18 protein-coding genes are annotated in these 18,000 nt (G+C 44.2%); 12 read left to right on the top strand and 6 right to left on the bottom strand.

Features of this window, described 5'->3' with window-relative positions; genetic code table 11:
- Position 1 precedes the first annotated feature (1 nt).
- Genes F902_RS20160 through F902_RS20110 form a run of 11 tightly spaced genes read left to right on the top strand, consistent with a single transcriptional unit; the run spans position 2 to position 9,972 of the window.
- On the top strand, positions 2-430 hold the full coding sequence (locus F902_RS20160) for an acyl-CoA thioesterase (protein ID WP_004802675.1): 429 nt from the start codon (positions 2-4) through the stop codon (positions 428-430).
- Complete coding sequence (locus F902_RS20155) at positions 423-1,100, top strand: LolA family protein (protein WP_004802676.1); 678 nt, start codon at positions 423-425, stop codon at positions 1,098-1,100. Before F902_RS20160 ends, F902_RS20155 begins: the two co-directional genes overlap by 8 nt.
- Positions 1,075-3,387, top strand: coding sequence for an MMPL family transporter (locus F902_RS20150; RefSeq protein ID WP_005206331.1), 2,313 nt, complete (start codon positions 1,075-1,077; stop codon positions 3,385-3,387). Before F902_RS20155 ends, F902_RS20150 begins: the two co-directional genes overlap by 26 nt.
- A 25-nt stretch (positions 3,388-3,412) precedes the next feature.
- Entirely contained in the window at positions 3,413-4,702 is a 1,290-nt protein-coding gene (locus F902_RS20145) for an NAD(P)/FAD-dependent oxidoreductase (protein ID WP_005206329.1), read from the top strand.
- A gap of 1 nt (position 4,703) precedes the next feature.
- Entirely contained in the window at positions 4,704-5,258 is a 555-nt protein-coding gene (locus F902_RS20140) for a DUF3261 domain-containing protein (RefSeq protein WP_005206327.1), read from the top strand.
- Entirely contained in the window at positions 5,255-6,448 is a 1,194-nt protein-coding gene (locus F902_RS20135) for a beta-ketoacyl-[acyl-carrier-protein] synthase family protein (RefSeq protein WP_005206325.1), read from the top strand. The genes F902_RS20140 and F902_RS20135 overlap by 4 nt, the downstream gene beginning before the upstream one ends.
- Entirely contained in the window at positions 6,449-6,880 is a 432-nt protein-coding gene (locus F902_RS20130) for a hotdog family protein (protein WP_005206323.1), read from the top strand.
- 14 nt (positions 6,881-6,894) lie between these two features.
- Positions 6,895-7,620 carry a 3-ketoacyl-ACP reductase FabG2 gene (locus F902_RS20125; protein WP_005206321.1) on the top strand — a complete coding sequence of 242 codons (726 nt, stop codon included), beginning with the start codon at positions 6,895-6,897 and terminating at the stop codon, positions 7,618-7,620.
- Entirely contained in the window at positions 7,620-8,843 is a 1,224-nt protein-coding gene (locus F902_RS20120) for a beta-ketoacyl-ACP synthase (protein WP_005206318.1), read from the top strand. The genes F902_RS20125 and F902_RS20120 overlap by 1 nt, the downstream gene beginning before the upstream one ends.
- An 18-nt stretch (positions 8,844-8,861) precedes the next feature.
- Positions 8,862-9,296, top strand: coding sequence for a hypothetical protein (locus tag F902_RS20115; RefSeq protein WP_004802690.1), 435 nt, complete (start codon positions 8,862-8,864; stop codon positions 9,294-9,296).
- Between the two features lie 22 nt (positions 9,297-9,318).
- Positions 9,319-9,972, top strand: a complete 654-nt coding sequence (locus tag F902_RS20110; protein ID WP_005206316.1) for a 4'-phosphopantetheinyl transferase family protein — start codon at positions 9,319-9,321, stop codon at positions 9,970-9,972.
- A gap of 22 nt (positions 9,973-9,994) precedes the next feature.
- Here F902_RS20110 and F902_RS20105 read toward each other — a convergent pair whose 3' ends face one another.
- Positions 9,995-11,461 (bottom strand): NCS1 family nucleobase:cation symporter-1, encoded by a 1,467-nt coding sequence (locus F902_RS20105; protein WP_005206314.1) that lies wholly within the window; start codon positions 11,459-11,461, stop codon positions 9,995-9,997.
- A 192-nt stretch (positions 11,462-11,653) separates the two neighbouring features.
- Here F902_RS20105 and F902_RS20100 point away from each other — a divergent pair, with 192 nt between their 5' ends.
- Positions 11,654-12,367 carry an aspartate/glutamate racemase family protein gene (locus F902_RS20100; protein ID WP_005206312.1) on the top strand — a complete coding sequence of 238 codons (714 nt, stop codon included), beginning with the start codon at positions 11,654-11,656 and terminating at the stop codon, positions 12,365-12,367.
- Between the two features lie 121 nt (positions 12,368-12,488).
- On the opposite strand, the gene secF is transcribed toward F902_RS20100, so the two are convergent.
- The 5 genes from secF to F902_RS20075 all read right to left on the bottom strand — a co-directional run bounded on the left by secF (position 12,489) and on the right by F902_RS20075 (position 17,981).
- Positions 12,489-13,457 carry a protein translocase subunit SecF gene (gene secF, locus F902_RS20095; protein ID WP_005206310.1) on the bottom strand — a complete coding sequence of 323 codons (969 nt, stop codon included), beginning with the start codon at positions 13,455-13,457 and terminating at the stop codon, positions 12,489-12,491.
- A gap of 10 nt (positions 13,458-13,467) precedes the next feature.
- Positions 13,468-15,369 (bottom strand): protein translocase subunit SecD, encoded by a 1,902-nt coding sequence (secD, locus tag F902_RS20090; RefSeq protein WP_005206308.1) that lies wholly within the window; start codon positions 15,367-15,369, stop codon positions 13,468-13,470.
- A gap of 51 nt (positions 15,370-15,420) precedes the next feature.
- The gene (gene yajC, locus F902_RS20085; RefSeq protein ID WP_005206306.1) at positions 15,421-15,750 is read right to left on the bottom strand and encodes a preprotein translocase subunit YajC; all 330 of its coding nucleotides are present in this window, start codon (positions 15,748-15,750) and stop codon (positions 15,421-15,423) included.
- Between the two features lie 108 nt (positions 15,751-15,858).
- On the bottom strand, positions 15,859-16,989 hold the full coding sequence (gene tgt / locus F902_RS20080; RefSeq protein ID WP_005206304.1) for a tRNA guanosine(34) transglycosylase Tgt: 1,131 nt from the start codon (positions 16,987-16,989) through the stop codon (positions 15,859-15,861).
- A 422-nt stretch (positions 16,990-17,411) separates the two neighbouring features.
- A complete protein-coding gene (locus F902_RS20075; protein ID WP_004802705.1) occupies positions 17,412-17,981 on the bottom strand; it encodes a LemA family protein in 570 nt (189 codons plus the stop codon).
- Positions 17,982-18,000: the final 19 nt, after the last annotated feature.

The following is an 18,000-nucleotide window of genomic DNA, read 5'->3' as shown; positions in this document are numbered from 1 at the left end:
GATGCAGGCAGATGTAATCATTGAAATCCCGTTTCATGATGTGGATACCATGAATGTGGTCTGGCATGGGCATTATTTAAAGTATTTCGAAATTGCACGTTGTAAGTTATTGGAACAGTTTAATTATAACTATAACCAGATGAGAGCATCGGGCTATGCGTGGCCTGTGATTGAAAGCCATGTGCGTTATGTGCAGGGGATTGAGTTTGAACAGAAAATTAAAGTTCGTGCGATTTTAAAAGAATGGGAAAACCGTTTAAAAATTGAATATCTGATTCTTGATGCGAACACTGGACGACGTTTAACCAAAGGCTATACCACGCAAGTGGCTGTGAATATGGAGACCCGAGAAATGTGTTTCCAGTCACCGCAAATTTTATTGGATTGTTTAAATGCATGGGATGCGTTTAAGGAGCACCCGCATGGTTAATTCTGGTTTTTTGAATCTCAATCGACTTGTTGCATTGATGCAACAGCGTGCTTGCTGGTTATTACTCAGTGTTGTTAGTGTATTGTTTAGCTTGAGTGTTTCCGTATCGGCACATGCGGATCAGGTCTCGACAATTTTTAATCAGCTTGCTAAAAGTGAACTCATTCGCGCCGATTTTGAACAGCAAAAAAAGTTGGCAAGTTTAAACAAGACTTTTGTTTCCAATGGCACACTGACCTTTGCGAAATCAAATGGTGTACTTTGGCAAATTAAACGACCTGTGCAAGCAGATTTGATCGTAACCCAAAAGAAACTCATCCAGAAAACACAACGAACCTATAGCCAGATCCAGATTGACCAATCGCCTTATAGTTCGGTTGCGACCTTATTTTTGCAACTGATGTCGGGTGATGATAAAGCTTTGGCGAAGAATTTTAATGTGTTATCCGCCAATTACAGCCCGACAGGATGGAATATCGCGTTAACACCTAAATCAGCGCTATTTAAAAAGTTGTTCCTGAGAATTGATGCGCAAGGACAACAGTATGTGAATAAGATTGTGATTCAAGAACAGGCCAATAATAGCACCACGATTTTATTCCGTAATCAAACCACTCAACCGAATCAACTGACGGCTGCTGAAGATGCGCTTTTCCAATTGGCAAAATAAATTTACTGCCATCTGGTTAGTTCTTTTAACCATTGTTGGACTTGCGCTGGCAGTGGCATGGGTCAAAAAAGAGATCCATATCCAGACCAATATTTTTGCTTTGCTGCCTGAAACGCAAAAAAATCCTGAGCTTGCTAAAACACAGCAATATATGAGTGATCAGCTCAATGAAAAAGTCTTTGTTGTTTTAGAAAGTCAGGATCAACAGGCCTTAGCGCAAGCTACTCAGTTGTTTCAACAGAAGTTACTACACAGTGACCTGTGGCAACCGCTTCGACCACAGTTGGATTTAGCACAGTTTTCCAAACAGCTATATCAACATCGGGCAGGTTTGCTGAATCAACAAGACCGACAGTTTTTGCAACAGCAGGATTATGAGGCACTGACCGAACAAAGCCTGATGCAGTTAATGAGTGTCGGGATGCCGATTACCGCGACCTCATTACAGCAAGACCCTTTATTGCTGTTTCCACGCTATATGTTGAGTGTGGCCAATCAGCTTTCAAGCAATGTTGAGCTGGAAGATGGTTTTGCAACCATTCATGATGAGCAAAAGACCTCACGCTTATTGGTTCTGCAATTAAAACAGAGTCCTTATAACATTGATTATCAGGAACAGGTCAATGCTTGGATTGAGCAGCTACAGCCCGAGCTGAGTAAGTTGCAGGTTCAATCGCATTGGACGGGGACCATTTTATTTTCTCATTATGGAACCCAGTCGGCCAAGCAGGAAATCTCAACCATTGGCCTCGGTTCAACCTTGGGCTTGATCCTGTTGGTTTGGTTTGGCTTTCGTTCATTCCGGCCACTCATGACTGAATTTATTGCGGTGTCGACGGGGAGCTTACTGGCATTTGCGGTGACACATCTGGTGTTTGGCGAAATCCATCTGATGACTTTGGTCTTTGGCGCCAGTCTGATCGGGGTGTGTGTCGATTTCTCTTTCTATTTTATGGCAATGCAATCGCAGCACCGTAAACTGGATGGCTTTAGGATTCTTAGACCGTTGCTGCCAAGCTTATTTATGGGCTTAATGACCACGGTTGTGGCCTATATTTTTCTGAGCTTTACGCCGTTTCCAGCCTTTAGGCAAATTGCGGTGTTTTCAATTGTCGGTTTGGTCGCTGCCTGGATCACTAGTGTATTGCTCCTACCGCGCTTAGCTCCGCTGAATGCACAAGCTGCAATTCGACGCTTAGCTTGGATTGGAATGGCCAGACAATGGTTTCAGCAACATCAAAAACTACGTTATGGCTTTATTTTGAGTATCTTGCTGATTGGAGGAGGCAGCCTATTTGCTTTGCAATCCAATGATGATATTCGAAACTTGCAAAGTATGGATGCCAAGCTGAAACAGGAAGATCAATATATTCGTTCCTTGTTTGCCCAGCAGCAAAGCAGTGATTATTTTGTTGTGCGTGCACACTCCAGTGCTGAGCTTGAGCAGCAGGAAGCACAATTGATTGATCAATTGCAGCAATTGCAAACTCAGGGGCAGATTGACGGTTTTCAAGCTTTGGGACAATGGATTCCTCCTTTGGCCCAGCAGCAACAAAATGTGCAACTACTTCAGCAGATTCCTGCAACCGCATTGAAAAAGTATGCGGAAAGCATGGGTTTAAATTTTGCGGATCTACTGCAATGGCAACAACAATTGCAGCAGCAACCTTTACTCACAGCACAGGTGTTTCAACAACATCCCTTGGCATTTTTACAGCTCAGTCCTACCGAGCGTCTGGTCATGGTCCGTGGGGTTAAACAGGCGCAGCGATTACAGCAATTGCAATCCGCACAGATTGATTTCCAGCAACCTGTCAGCACACTGTCTAGCGCGTTTGCACAGCATCGTCAGCAAGCGCAGCATTTATTGATCTATGCCTTATTTGGATTGGCGCTGGGTTTGGGCTTAGTCTATGGCAAGCGTTCGATTATGCCGCTGGTTTTGCCTGTGACTTTGGCGCTGATCAGTACCTTTGCGGTACAGGCATGGTTGGGTGTGGAAATTAACTTGTTCAGTATTATGGGAACCTTCTTGATCATTGGGATTGGTGTGGATTATGCAATTTTCTATCGGCATGGACATGACCATCCACAGGTGGTTGGCATGGCGCTGTTTTTGTGTATGATGTCGACCTTATTGGGCTTTGGGCTCTTATCATTGAGTCATACTTATGCGATTCATTGCTTTGGTCTAACCGTTTTATTGGGTGTGATCTTTTCATTTGTTTATGCAACTTTGCTTACACCAGCTGATCAGCACCATATTGTGAATTTAGAAGAGCATTAAAAATTTTAATTTTTTGGGGGCAATGATGATACAAACAGCCGATGTGGTGATTATTGGTGCTGGACCTTCTGGCAGTTCAGCCGCAGCCTTGCTTCGTCAAAAAGGTTATGCGGTCACGGTGATTGAAAAACAATATTTTCCGCGCTTTTCGATTGGTGAGTCTTTGTTGCCACAGTGCATGGTGTTTCTAGAAGAAGCAGGCTTATTAGAAACTGTACGGGAACATGTTCAATCCCGCGCATTCCAGTTTAAAAATGGTGCGGCATTTTTGTGTGGTGAAAAACGTAGCCATTATGATTTCACTGAAAAATTTAGCGAAGGGCCTGGCACCACTTGGCAAGTTCGCCGAGCTGATTTCGATCACTTACTGGCTCAACAAGCGCAGCAATACGGCGCAGATATTCGTTTTGGACATGAAGTTGTTGCGATCGATGTTGAGGTGGAACACCCAGTTTTAACCGTGCTAGATGAGGCACAGCAGCGTTATCAGATTCAAGCCAAGTTTTTATTGGATGCCAGTGGTTTTGGTCGTATCTTACCGAAATTTTTAGATTTAGAAAGCCCATCCAATTTCCCAGTGCGTCGTGCCTTGTTTACCCATATTGAAGATGGGATTGGTGATCGTGCTGATTTTGACCGTGACAAAATTTTAATTACCATGCATGAAAAAGACCGCCGTGCTTGGTATTGGCTGATTCCTTTTGCTGATGGCCGTGCTTCCTTTGGTGTGGTGGCAGAGCAGGATTTCTTTGATCATTATCAGGTTGAAGATGCTGCTCAGAATGAACCAGATTTGTTATTGAAACGGATTCTAGCCGATGATCCTGCATTATCTCAGGTCTTAGCACAGGCGAAATTTGATACGCCTGTACGTACCTTGGTTGGTTATTCGGCAAATGTTAAACATTTGGCAGGTCGGAATTATGCCTTGTTAGGCAATGCAGGCGAGTTTCTCGATCCTGTATTTTCATCGGGTGTGACCATTGCATTAAAATCTTCCAGTCTGGCAATTCCTTTAGTTGATCGGGTGTTGCAAGGTGAACAGGTGGATTGGATGCAGGAGTACGAATTACCGCTGCGTAAAGGGATTAAAGTGTTTCGTGCTTATGTCGAGTCTTGGTACGAAGGCGAGTTTCAGGATGTGGTATTCGCAAGCAATCAAAATGACAACATTCGTCGGATGGTTTCATCGTTATTGGCAGGTTATGCGTGGGATGATCAAAATCCGATTCATAAAAATGCCAAACGCCGTTTAAGCACCTTGGCTGAGTACTGCCGTGAAGGTGTCGCGCAAGAGAAAGCCTTAGAGGTTTAGTATGCAACGGATCTGGATCAACTTATTGTGCTGTAGCTTGCTGCTGTTGAGCGGCTGTCAACTGACGCCACATGCACAAGGACTGAAAAGCAGTCATTGGCCAGCACAGCAATATCAACGACAAGACCAAGTTGAAGTGCAGTGGAAGGATAAAAGCTTTAGCTTCTTACTGTATCAACAGCAGCAAGGTCAGCAACTCAGTCTGCTTGCTTTGGGTTTAACTGGACAGCCTTTGTTTCAATTGCAATTTGATGGACAGCAGGTCAAGGTACAGCAACGCATTGACCAGATGCGTTTACTGCCTTTTGAGTTTGTGGTTCGAGATCTGTTATTCGCAACCTATCCTCAGTTTGCTCAGTTAGGACAGCAGTCTGTTCAGGTACAACAATCTGCAACGCAACAGCAAGTTTTTATTGCTGGAAAGGCAGTATTAGCGATTCAAACTCAAGGTAATAGCATTGAGCTTGATAATCTGCAGGTACCGTACCGCATGACCTTGAGCCCGATTGAAAATACCTTGAATGGTGATCAATCTGAGCAAGGAGCGCAGCCATGAGTCAATCTTTATCTCAGTTGCAAGCAGTCGGTATTCCCATCAGTGTCGGGCTGTCTGCATTAGGTCAGGATATTCAGCACATCCGTGAAGGTTTAACGACTACTGACAATACCCTGACACGGGAAGCAGGTTTTTTAGCGGATCGCGCTGTTTGGGTTGGACGCTATGCAGAGGCATTGATTGAGACTGTGCCTGAATCGCTAAGTCGATTTGACTCGCGGAATCTGCGCTTTGCTTTGACTGCGCTGCAAAAAATTGAGACAGAACTTCAACAGCAGATTGCCAGCATTGATCCAACTCGTTTAAGTATTGTAATGGGTACCTCGACTTCGGGAATATCCGACAGTGAGCTGTTACTGAAACAGTATTTTGATGGGAATGCTGCCATTGAAATTATGCATCAACCGCAAGAAATGGGTTGTCTGGCAAAAGCTCTGCAACATTATCTAGACTGGCAGGGCGCTGCTTATACCATTTCGACAGCCTGTTCTTCCAGCGCCAAAGCCTTTGCCGCAGGGCAACGTTTAATTCAGGCGGACTTAGCTGATGCCGTATTGGTCGGTGGGGTGGATACCTTATGCCAACTGACCTTAAATGGTTTTAACAGTTTGGAAAGTTTATCGGCAGATATTTGCCAACCCTGCGGTATCAATCGTGATGGTATTAATATTGGCGAAGCCGCGGCTTTATTTTTACTGACCAAAGCCTCCGCACCGATCATGTTATATGGTGTGGGTGAATCGATGGATGCATGGCATATTTCTGCGCCGCATCCTGAAGGTCTAGGTGCAGCGACCGCGATGCAGCGCGCGTTGGACAGTGCAGCGATAACAGCGCAAGAGGTGGGATATATCAATTTGCATGGAACTGCCACACCGCAAAATGATGCGATGGAAATCAAAGCTGTTCGACAAGTCTTTCAAGGCTTGAATGTGTCCTTAAGTAGCACCAAGCATAAAACTGGACATTGTTTGGGAGCGGCGGGTGCGATAGAAGCTTTTATCTGTACTCAACTGTTAAAAGATCAAAGCGGCTTGCCTTTGCATCAACAGGTTGAGATTGATCCTAAGTTGGCGGATCAAAACTATGTCACAGATGCTCGGCAGACCGAGAATATTCGTTATGTGTTGAGTAATTCTTTTGCCTTTGGCGGCAGCAATATCAGCTTGTTATTTGGGGTGCAGCACTAAATGAAATTAGATGCGATTGAATATATTCCACATCAACAACCTATGGTCTTTATTGATCATTTGCTCGAAGTCAAAGACGGTTATGCGATTGCCGAATTGACCATTCGTCCTGAATTAATGTTCTGTGAGGCGGCGGGTTTACCGACATGGACAAGTATTGAAATTATGGCGCAAACCATTAGTGCCTATTCAGGTTGGATGGGGCAACAATTACAGCAAGCACCAAAAGTGGGGTTTTTGTTGGGAACACGCAAGCTGCAGTTACCCTTTGCGTATTTTGCGCTTGGACAGACCTTAAGAATTCGGGTCGAGCAGCAATATCTGCATGAAGGCCTGGGGCAGTTTTCTTGCGAGATTGATGGTGCTGAGCAGGTGATCAGTGCCTTACTCAGTGTTTATGAACCGACTGATCAATCGACATTGGCATTATAGTTTTAGGAACAACAATGAGTAGAAGAATATTGGTCACGGGTTCAAGCCGTGGCATTGGTAAAGCAATCGCATTACAATTGGCTCAGGCGGGTTTTGACGTGACCATTCACGCCCGTTCACGTGAGGCTGAGGCAGCTCAGGTGGTTGAGCAGATTCACAAGCTTGGGCAAAACAGCCATTATTTATTATTTGATGTGAATGAACGTGAGCATGTCAAAAGCTTATTAGAACAAGATGTTGAACAGCATGGCGCTTTCTATGGCGTGGTACTGAATGCAGGTCTCACCCATGACGGTGCTTTCCCTGCATTGACAGATCAGGATTGGGATGAGGTCATTTCGACCTCTTTAGACGGTTTTTATAATGTGCTTAAACCCTTGATCATGCCGATGATTCACCTACGCAAAGGTGGGCGAATCGTGACGCTTTCTTCGGTCTCAGGCATTATGGGTAATCGTGGACAGGTGAATTATAGTGCAGCAAAAGCAGGCTTGATTGGGGCAACCAAGGCATTGGCTTTGGAGTTGGCCAAGCGCAAAATCACGGTGAACTGTGTGGCACCTGGCCTGATTGAAACGGAAATGGTCACTGATGAAGTCAAAGAGCATGCATTAAAAATGATTCCAATGCAGCGCATGGGGCAGGTGGATGAAGTGGCGGCTGTGGTGAAATTTCTCTGTTCTGATGAAGCCTCTTATATTACCCGTCAGGTGATTTCGGTCAATGGAGGACTGATTTGATGAAGCGTGTTGTGGTTACAGGCATGGCAGGAATTACCTCGCTGGGTGAAAATGCGGATGACATCTTTGCCCAATTTCATGCGGGTAAAAGCGGTATTTGCTATATGTCCGAGTGGGAGCAATATCCAGATTTAAGAACCAAGCTTGCAGGCCCAGTGACAGATTTTCAAGTCGCCAAGCATTTTAACCGTAAGGTGACACGAGGCATGGGACGTGTTGCGTTAATGTCGGTCATCAGTGCTGAGAATGCCTTGCAAGATGCAGGCTTAATCGGTCATGAGATATTGAGCAGCGGTGAGGCTGGCGTGGCCTTTGGCTCATCTGCAGGCAGTGTGGATGCGGTGCGCGAGTTTGGCAATATGCTGATTGATCAAGACATGAGTAAGATCAATGCCACCACCTATATCCGCATGATGTCGCATACCAGTGCTGTGAACATGACCGTTTATTTCGGCTTGAAAGGGCTTACCTTGCCAACCTCGAGTGCATGTACCTCAGGTTCAATGGCGATTGGTCAGGCCTATGAAGCGATTAAGTACGGTAAACAAACCTTGATGTTGGCCGGTGGGGCGGAAGAGCTGAGTGCCGCAGGTGCCGCCGTTTTTGATGTTTTATTGGCGACCAGTGGGATGAATGATCATCCTGAAAAATCACCACGACCGTTTGATACACGACGAGACGGCTTGGTGATTGGCGAGGGCGCTGGTTGTTTGATTCTTGAAGAATATGAACATGCCAAGCAGCGCGGCGCCACCATTTACGCGGAGATCATTGGCTATGCGAGCAATACCGATGGGCAGCATGTGACCAAGCCTGATAGTGAGCGGATGGGGCAATGCATGCAAATGGCATTGAAAGATGCCCAACTGGATGCCAGCCAGATTGACTACGTCAATGCGCATGGTACTTCAACCGATCAAGGTGACATTGCTGAAAGCCAAGCTACGGCAAGGATTTTAGGGCGTAAACCCATCAGCTCATTAAAGAGTTATTTTGGGCATACCTTGGGGGCGTGTGGGGCAATTGAAGCTTGGTTGGGTATAGAAATGATGCAGCGTGGGGAATTGATTCCAACCTTGAATCTGGATGAAATTGATCCACAATGTGGTGATTTAGATTATATTACTCAGCAAGTGAGGGCGAGTGAGATCAATATCATGATGAGTAATAACTTCGCTTTTGGTGGGATTAATACCTCACTTATTTTTAAACGAACAACATAACAAGCAAGGGGCATCATAATGTCAATCAAACAATTATTCTTAGCAACTGTATTAACAGCTGGTTTTGCTGCATCTGTTCAAGCTGCAGATACCGTGCATAATCTGGATTTTAAAGCGGCGGTAGACCGTGCAGTTGCTGATGGAACCCTCGATGGAACGGTCAAGTTTTATCTTAAAGGTACCAAATCAGGTGGAAAAGTATTAGAACAAGATATCGTCACCAATCAGAAAACCAATGGTTTTGGTAAGTCAGCTGAAAAGTCATGTGATTGGGTGCTTCGTTCGGCATTAATCCAGTTAGACAAAGCAGCAAAAGCGCGTGGTGCCAATGCAGTGACCAATATCGTGAGTTATTTTAAAAAGAATGAATCACAAAATTCGACCACTTATCAATGCTATAAAGGTATGGCAGTGGCGAGCGTTGCACTGAAAGGCGATATTGTGAAGTTTTAAGTGATTGGATCAGGTTGAGCCAATGACGCTACGTGAAATTGAAATCCATGTTCAGGCATTGGCACAACTGCTTGAAAAGCCTAAAACTGATTTTGCTGATTTAAGCAGCTTTAACCATTATAAAAAACAGCAAATCAGGGACTACCGTAATCATCTGTTGGCGCAACGACTGCAAAGTGATGTTGCGGCGCTCAGTTTTTCCAAACATGAACATGGTAAGCCCTTTTTAAGTTCGCATGCACTGCATTTTAACCATACCCATAGCCAGCAATATTATGCCTTGGCCATGAGTGAACGGGTCAAAGATCTTGGGATTGATGTCGAGGAACTCGATCGGAAAGTACGTTTTGATGCCTTGGCACAACATGCCTTTCATGCCGAAGAATACCAAACTTGGCTGCAGCAAGATCAGGACCCAGAATATTGGCTGCGGGTCTGGACCACCAAAGAGGCGGTCTTGAAAGCGTCAGGTCTTGGTATTCGTTTAGACCTGAATAGTTTGAATACGCAGGTGCATCCCTCTGATCAGGGCGGCATGTGTTCGCATCCATTGATTGGCACTTTTGCTTACCAGAACTTTATCCTGAACCAGAAAATCGTGGTCACCATTGCATGGCGGGCAGAGCAGTCTTGCCGAGGTTTTCAGTTTCCAAAAATTCAGATCATTCAGCATTAGAGAACAACCACCATCAATGCAGTCATTGATGGTTTTGAGGAAGATTTAAGCTTTGCTGATGATGGATACTCTTTGCTTTTAAAACGACACTTTCCCGAGAGAGGCGATAGTAAAAACTGCTGCCAAGCATAACGCCAATAAACCAGTTGAAGGGTGCCAAGAACTGAAAACTCGGAATAAGAACCAACAGCAGGCCGATACTGACTGCTGCCACTAAACTCATCACCGCTTTTTTATTGATGCCTTTTTGATAGTAATAGGCTGCTGTGGGTTGATCGCTAAATAAGTCATCGACCCGAACTTTCTGTTTGTTAATCAGATAAAAGTCAGCAAGTAGAATACCAAACAGTGGACCGATAAAAGCCGCTAAAGTATCAAGGGTATAGTGAATCAGTTCTGGGGAGTTAAATAAATTCCATGGGGTGATAAAGATGGAACCGATCGCTGCAATCATGCCTGCTCTGCGAAAATTAAGAAAACGAGGCGCGAGATTAGAAAAATCAAAACCTGCCGAAACAAAATTCGCCACAATATTAATGCCAATAGTCGCGGTTAATACCGTCAATAAACCGAGCACCACCACCAATCCGTTATCGATCATGGCAACCGTTTCGAGTGGATCATGTACCATTTTTCCAAAAACACTAAAGGTACCTGAAACAATCATCACCACAATGATGGCAAAGAAAATAAAGTTAAACGGCAGTCCCCAAAAGTTCCCTTTTTTGACTTGTTGCATATCTTTGCCATAACGGGAGAAATCACCAAAGTTGAGTAAGGGACCTGAGAAATAAGACACCACCAATGCAATGGCCACAATGGTTTGCATGATCTGCTGATTGGCGCTGAGCTGTTTATCACTGAGATTAAGGGAAATATTATGCCAACCTGCTTTCCACACCAACCATAATGCCAGCGCTAACATCACCACATAGACCATTGGACCTGCCCAATCGATGAAGACCTTGATGGTGTCCATGCCTTTCCAGAAAACCAATGCTTGTATCGCCCAAATAAAACCAAAACAGATCCAGCCAATCGTACTTAGACCTGCAAACTCTGTCAGTGTAAGCGGGTGTAAGGCTGGATAGAACTTAAGTAGAATCATCATCAGGGCATTGGATGCCAACCAGGTTTGAATGCCGTACCATGAAACTGCAATCAGGCCGCGAATTAAGGCAGGAATATAGGCCCCATAAATCCCGAAGGCTTGGCGAGAGATGACGGCATAGGGAACCCCTGAAATTTGACTGGGTTTTGCGACCAAGTTCGCCGCAACTTGAACAATCACGATGCCAATGAGTAAGGCAAGCAGAACTTGCCAGCTGGCAAGACCGAGTGAAAATAAGCTCGCTGCGACCACATAGCCGCCCATACTATGCACATCGGACATCCAAAAGGAAAAGATGTTGTACCAAGTCCAATTTTGTTGCGCAGGGATGAGATCTGCATTGGAGAGTTTAGGACTATAGTTCGGGTTATCGCTCATGACGGGTCTTCAAGATAAACAACTGTTCAGACCAGTGATGCAGAAATTAAGCCAACTTCTTTTTATTGGTTTAAATTTATTATTAATTAATTGATTATATTTGTTTAAATATTTAATTTTAGATTTTAACTGTTCAGACCAGTTGGATTGAAATATGATCAATCTTATTTTTTGAATTAAAAATGTGCAGAAATGAGAAACGCGACTCGAATTCAGATCATTAATCCAAATACCTGTGTCGAAATGACCGCATCGATTGCTGAGGCTGCACGTCGGGTGGCCGCGGCAGATACCGAAATTATAGTCCAGTCTCCTGAGAAAGGGCTGTTATCGATTGAAGGGCATTATGATGAGGCAATTTCGGCCGTGGGTGTACTGGAGCTGATTCAACAAGGGAAAGCACAGCAGGTCGATGGGCATATCATCGCCTGTTTCGGCGATCCCGCCTTGCATGCGGCCAGAGAATTGGCTCAAGCGCCAGTGATTGGTATTGCTGAAGCTGCATTTCACATGGCCAGTTTGGTGGCAACAAAATTTTCGATTGTGACCACCTTAGCCCGAACCAAAATTATTGCTGAACATTTATTGCAGCAATATGGGTTTGAGCGAAAATGTGCACAGATTCGATGCATAGATCTACCGGTATTGGCATTGGAACATGATAAGCAAATTGCCTATGAAAAATTATTGGCAAGCTGTCAGCAAGCTAAAATGCATGATGGGATTGGTGCAATTGTATTGGGCTGTGGTGGCATGGCCGAGATGGCTGATCAGGTCAGTCTAGAGCTTGGTATTCCGATTATTGATGGGGTTCGGGCTGCGGTAAAACTGATTGAAAGCTTGCATGGTTTAGGCATTCAAACCAGCAAGTGGGGAGATTATGATTATCCATTAATGAAAGGATAATTCAGTGCAACTGTATGTGAAAACATGGATGATAAACGTCTGTTTAAGTTCTGATTTGCTTTGATACCCATACAAAAATGCCAGCATTTCGCTGGCATTTTTAGTTTCAAGAAGAACAGATTTAAGGAATCTGATCTTCTTCAAATTCAGGTTTAACTTGAACAATAAAGTCCTGACGATTCAGACCGCGCCATAAAGCGTATGCTGTACCGATATAGATCGATGAGTAAGTACCAACAAAGATACCGACAAACATTGCCATAGAGAACCAGTGTAAGCCATCACCGCCTAAGAACATCATGGCAAGGACCACGAGTAATAGGGTCATCGAGGTATGGATGGTACGACGTAAAGTTTCTGTTAAGGCGATATCTACGATTTCACGAGGTGTAGCACCGCGAATCTTACGGAAGTTTTCACGGATACGGTCCGATACAACGATGTTATCGTTGAGCGAGAAACCGATTACCGCAAGTACAGCCGCAAGTACGGTTAAGTCGAATGGCCACTGGAACAGCGCAAAGGCACCAAAAATGATGATAATGTCATGGAATAATGACATTACAGCGCCGACTGCCATTTTAAACTCAAAGCGAACGGTGACATAGATCAACATTAAGATCAATGCCAGCGCAACTGCACCCGCAGAACGTACATACAGCTCATTACCCACTGCACCACCGACAGAGTCCACTTTGTGAACTTCTACGGTGTTATTCGGCAATTGAACCGCTTTAGTGATGCTATTGCTCAGGTCTTCAACATTCAGGTCTTCTTGTACTGGCATACGTACGATGAGATCAGTACTACTGCCTAATGTTTGTACCACAGCATCTTTAAAACCTGCACGATCGAGTGCTTGCACCACTTGCGCAGGTTGAACCCCTTGCTTGTAGTTTAATTCAGCCGAAATACCACCGGTAAAGTCCAAACCAAGATTAAGACCTTTCGTTACGATAAAGAAGATACTGGCAATGGTAATCAGGATCGAGAAGATGGCCGCAGGTGTGGCAATCTTCATGAATGGGATGATTTTTAGATCATCTGGGCGACCGTATTGCTTTGAGTCTTGTTGAGTCAGATCAGTCATGTGAATCTCCTTAAATACTCAACTTGTTCAAATTACGGCGTTTGCCATAAATGAGCTGTACGATTGCACGGGTTACTGTAATTGCAGTAAACATCGAACAAATAATACCAATCATCAAGGTGACTGCGAAGCCTTTGATCGGACCTGTACCAATCGCGAATAAAATAAACGCAACAATGAACGTGGTTAAGTTCGAGTCAAGAATGGTGTTATAGGCCCGATCATAACCGGCCACAATCGCCTGTTTGGGCGAGGCGCCCCAGAGCATTTCCTCTCGTATTCGTTCACAGATCAGGACGTTGGCATCAACCGCCATACCAATGGTAATTACGATACCTGCAATACCCGGCAAGGTGAGGGAAGCTCCAATCCAAGACATTACCGTTAAGATCATGGCAAGGTTAAAGACCAAGGCAAAGTTCGCGATTAAACCGAATAGACGGAAGAACACGATCATCCAGATCGCAACCAGCAAGAAACCGATTTGGGTTGATAATACGCCCTTATCAATGTTCTCTTGACCAAGGCTTGGACCCACGACACGTTCTTCAACGAAGTACATCGGCGCAGCCAAAGCACCTGCACGAAGCATCAAGGCAAGCTCAGCCGCTTCTTGTGGTGAATCTAGACCAGTAATACGGAATTGTGAACCCAATACCGCTTGGATCGTCGCAGCGTTGATCACTACAGATTCGGTATATGGGGTGCGAACTTCAGTTTGAACACCTGTGTTTGGATCAGCAACATAAGAGATCTTTTGTTTATTCTCGATAAACAAAACGGCCATACGTTTGCCGACAGCACCACGTGTCGCATCAGCCATCAACTTACCGCCAGAAGAGTCTAGGGTGATGTTTACTTCAGCACCACCAGAGTCTTGGCTAAAGCCAGAACTTGCATTTTGAACACGTTCACCGGTCAAAATACGGTTACGCTGTAACAGCAATTGACGACCACTGTCTAAAGACTGATAAGCAAAGACTTCAGTACCAGGAGGAAGCGGCTGACCATTATATTTCCCTGTATATGGGTCAATATATTGATCATTACTATCCGCGACTAAACGGAACTCGAGATTCGCCGTACGACCCAAGACACGTTTTGCTTCTGCGGTATCTTGTACACCCGGTAATTCAACCACAATACGGTTGCTACCTTGGGTTTGTACCAGTGCTTCAGCCACACCGAGTTCGTTAATACGGTTACGTAAAGTGGTTAAGTTTTGATTCACTGCATAAGATTGAATTTCCTGACGACGAGTGTCGGTATAATTCAGTCTTAAAGTTGCACCAGATGAGGTTGCAACCGCTTGTTGAGTAAATTCATTACCATTGCGACGTAAAAAATCAGCCGCTGCATCACGGTCTGCATTGCTGGCAAACTGGACGGTAATGGTGTTGTTACTTAACGCAAGGTTGTTAAATTTGATTTTGTTATCACGGAATTGACGACGCAAATCAGTCGCTGATGTTTCCATACGCTGACTAATTGCTTTATCCATGTCGACTTCGAGCAAGAAGTGTACACCGCCACGTAAGTCCAAACCGAGTTTCATCGGTTTCGCCCCAATCTTTTGCAACCACTCAGGTGTGGTCGGTGCAAGGTTGAGTGCAACTACATAGTCATCACCTAAATCACGGCGTAACACTTCTTTGGCTTTTAACTGCGCTTCAGAAGAGCTTAAACGTAATAATGCCGCGTTATTGGTAAAGCTATTGTCGTGACTGCTAATGTTGGCAGTTTTTAAAATCTGCTCAGCTTTTTGCACGATCGTCTGATCAATTTTGGTGCCTGCTTTTGCCCCCGAAATTTGGACAGCAGGTTCATCTGGATACAGACTTGGAAGTGCATATAACGTACTGATCACAAGTACCACAAGGATCAGTAAATATTTCCATGCAGGGTAACGCATTCGCTTTCTTCTTAAATGAAAAAGTCGTGCTGAGGCACGACTATTTTATGATTAAAGGTTATTTAATGTGCCTTCAGGTAATACTGAAATGACACTCGCACGTTGAATTTTTACCTCAACACCTCGAGTGAGTTCAACAACTGCAAAGTCACCTTCAAGTTTGGTAATTCTCCCCATTAAACCACCAGCAAACACGATCTCGCTGCCTACACCCAAGCTTTCGATTAAAGAACGGTGTTCTTTAGCACGTTTTGCTTGAGGTCTCCAGATCAAGAAATAGAAGATTGCGATGAATACCGCGATCATCAATAAGTTTGCCATAAGGCTTGGACCTTGTGCCGCAGCAGGTGCAGCGTGAGCAGTAGAGATGAAAAAACTCATTTCGATTTCCTAAAATTAAAAGGCAAAAAATTAACAATAAATCCCAATTCGTTTTGCAATGTACCTTGTCTTGCGATCAGGCGCAAATCTTGATGCAAATCGTTCCGCTTAGTCTTCTGGACATGCTGGAACTTCTAATCCACGACGGGCATAAAAGTCCTGAACGTACTCATCAAATGTGCCATTATCCAATGCATCACGCATACCTTGCGTCAGGCGTTGGTAGTAACGCAAGTTGTGGATGGTGCCAAGCATTGATGCCAGCATCTCACCACACTTCTCTAAATGATATAAATAGGCACGAGTAAAGTTTTTACAAGTGTAGCAATCACAATGTGGGTCTAAAGGCCCTTTATCATGGCGATATTTACTATTACGGATTCTGACTAGGCCATCGGTAACAAAATAATGACCATTACGGGCATTACGGGTTGGCATCACACAGTCAAACATATCGACACCACGGCGAACCGCTTCCACGATATCCTCTGGTTTACCTACACCCATTAAGTAACGCGGTTTGTCTTGCGGCATTTTGTTAGGTAAATAATCAAGCACCTTGATCATTTCTTCTTTCGGTTCGCCGACCGAAAGACCGCCAATCGCATAACCATCAAAACCAACTTCTAACAAGCCTTTGAGTGACTCGTCACGCAGGTCTTCGTACATCCCACCTTGAATAATGCCGAATAAGGCATTTTTATTGTTAAGCGCATCATGGTGGTGAGTTTTACAACGTTTCGCCCAGCGTAAAGAAAGCTGCAATGATTTTTGCGCTTCTTCATGCGTGGCAGGGTAAGGGGTACATTCATCAAAAATCATCACGATATCTGAGTTCAATACATGTTGGATCTCCATTGAAATTTCTGGAGACAAGAACACCTTTGAACCATCAATCGGAGAGCGGAAGGTCACACCTTCTTCTTTGATTTTACGCATTGCGCCCAAGCTAAACACTTGGAAACCGCCTGAGTCAGTCAAAATTGGTTTATCCCATTGGATAAACTCATGCAGACCACCATGTTCTTTAATCACTTCCAAACCTGGACGTAAGTACAAGTGGAAGGTATTTCCTAAGATAATCTGTGCTTGAATTTCTTCAATGTCACGCGGGAGCATGCCTTTAACCGTACCATAAGTACCCACTGGCATAAACACAGGGGTTTCAACCACACCATGTTCTAAAGTAAGTCGACCACGACGGGCGCGCCCCGACTGGCCTAATTTTTCAAATTTCATGTAATAACCTGAGCAAGATCGAAGTGCTACTTTGATTGCAGCGCAAGAAGGCGAAAAAACAGTTCGCTGATCGAAAGCGGCTATTTTCCCCGATTATGGCGTGTAGTTCTACTACTAAATGTAGCGATAGATAAAATAGATTTAATTTAATAAATTTTGAATGATATTTGTTTGAATGTTGAGAAGTAAATTCTTATTTACGTTAATAAGGTTTTTGCATTTTGTAGTGCGAAATTTGTGAGGAAATTTGCTATCGAGATGGCGGCATGGATGCCGCCGCGTTAGACTGCGGTAGCAGGGATGTACCGTCAGTCTAACAAATGGTTTTGGTTACTTTTGCCAAAACAAAAGTAACTCCAACCGAAGGTTTTTGCTGAAATTAGTGAGATAACTAAAAGACGCTAATATGTATAACTACCGCACTAAAAATTCGGCTTATAATCAAAGTTTTCAGTCGCCAGATTATCCTTAAACGGGCGAATGGCTTTCTTGGATAAAGTCAGCGTATTGATCAGATTATTCGGGAACACTTCGATCTGGTTATTAAATAATTCTACGTTGCGGTTAAAAATAGTGATGGCCGCACCAACATTTTCGTTTTGCTCCTGAATATCATCCATCATCTTGCTATACAGTGCATCCGCTTTCAGTTCAGGATAATTTTCGACCACCACATTCAAGCTACGAATCAGTTCCTTACTCATTTTCTCAATCTGTTGTAATTGCGAAATATCCGTATCATTCACATTCAGGTTAAGAATCTGTTGACGTAACTCGGTGACTTTTTCCAAGGTGGATTTTTCAAATTGAGTGTATTGATCCAGCGTTGCTTCCAAGGCTTCTAAAGTCTTTACTTTTTGACGTTCGAAGTTGGCTACTTCTGACCATGCCCGTTTGGTGGCATTAAAATAGCGTACGATATTGTTGCGGATAGAAATGCCCCACACGATCAGTGCGACAAAAATTCCCAAGAAGATTAGTAAACCTGTCATCGCCATTCCCCTTATTGTT

It is taken from the genome of Acinetobacter higginsii, assembly GCF_000369525.1.
In the GTDB taxonomy this organism is placed as follows: Bacteria; Pseudomonadota; Gammaproteobacteria; order Pseudomonadales; family Moraxellaceae; genus Acinetobacter; species Acinetobacter higginsii.
This window is presented reverse-complemented; position numbering and strand designations above follow the sequence as displayed.

Bases quoted from the DNA above. Each gene is read 5' to 3' on its own strand.
- F902_RS20155 (WP_004802676.1), top strand. From the start codon at position 423: ATGGTTAATTCTGGTTTTTTGAATCTCAATCGACTTGTTGCATTGATG.
- F902_RS20145 (WP_005206329.1), top strand. From the start codon at position 3,413: ATGATACAAACAGCCGATGTGGTGATTATTGGTGCTGGACCTTCTGGC.
- F902_RS20160 (WP_004802675.1), top strand. From the start codon at position 2: ATGCAGGCAGATGTAATCATTGAAATCCCGTTTCATGATGTGGATACC.
- F902_RS20100 (WP_005206312.1), top strand. From the start codon at position 11,654: ATGAGAAACGCGACTCGAATTCAGATCATTAATCCAAATACCTGTGTC.
- F902_RS20115 (WP_004802690.1), top strand. From the start codon at position 8,862: ATGTCAATCAAACAATTATTCTTAGCAACTGTATTAACAGCTGGTTTT.
- secF (WP_005206310.1), bottom strand. From the start codon at position 13,457: ATGACTGATCTGACTCAACAAGACTCAAAGCAATACGGTCGCCCAGAT.
- F902_RS20105 (WP_005206314.1), bottom strand. From the start codon at position 11,461: ATGAGCGATAACCCGAACTATAGTCCTAAACTCTCCAATGCAGATCTC.
- F902_RS20110 (WP_005206316.1), top strand. From the start codon at position 9,319: ATGACGCTACGTGAAATTGAAATCCATGTTCAGGCATTGGCACAACTG.
- yajC (WP_005206306.1), bottom strand. From the start codon at position 15,750: ATGAGTTTTTTCATCTCTACTGCTCACGCTGCACCTGCTGCGGCACAA.
- F902_RS20075 (WP_004802705.1), bottom strand. From the start codon at position 17,981: ATGACAGGTTTACTAATCTTCTTGGGAATTTTTGTCGCACTGATCGTG.
- F902_RS20120 (WP_005206318.1), top strand. From the start codon at position 7,620: ATGAAGCGTGTTGTGGTTACAGGCATGGCAGGAATTACCTCGCTGGGT.
- F902_RS20125 (WP_005206321.1), top strand. From the start codon at position 6,895: ATGAGTAGAAGAATATTGGTCACGGGTTCAAGCCGTGGCATTGGTAAA.
- F902_RS20130 (WP_005206323.1), top strand. From the start codon at position 6,449: ATGAAATTAGATGCGATTGAATATATTCCACATCAACAACCTATGGTC.
- tgt (WP_005206304.1), bottom strand. From the start codon at position 16,989: ATGAAATTTGAAAAATTAGGCCAGTCGGGGCGCGCCCGTCGTGGTCGA.
- F902_RS20150 (WP_005206331.1), top strand. From the start codon at position 1,075: ATGCGCTTTTCCAATTGGCAAAATAAATTTACTGCCATCTGGTTAGTT.
- F902_RS20140 (WP_005206327.1), top strand. From the start codon at position 4,704: ATGCAACGGATCTGGATCAACTTATTGTGCTGTAGCTTGCTGCTGTTG.
- secD (WP_005206308.1), bottom strand. From the start codon at position 15,369: ATGCGTTACCCTGCATGGAAATATTTACTGATCCTTGTGGTACTTGTG.
- F902_RS20135 (WP_005206325.1), top strand. From the start codon at position 5,255: ATGAGTCAATCTTTATCTCAGTTGCAAGCAGTCGGTATTCCCATCAGT.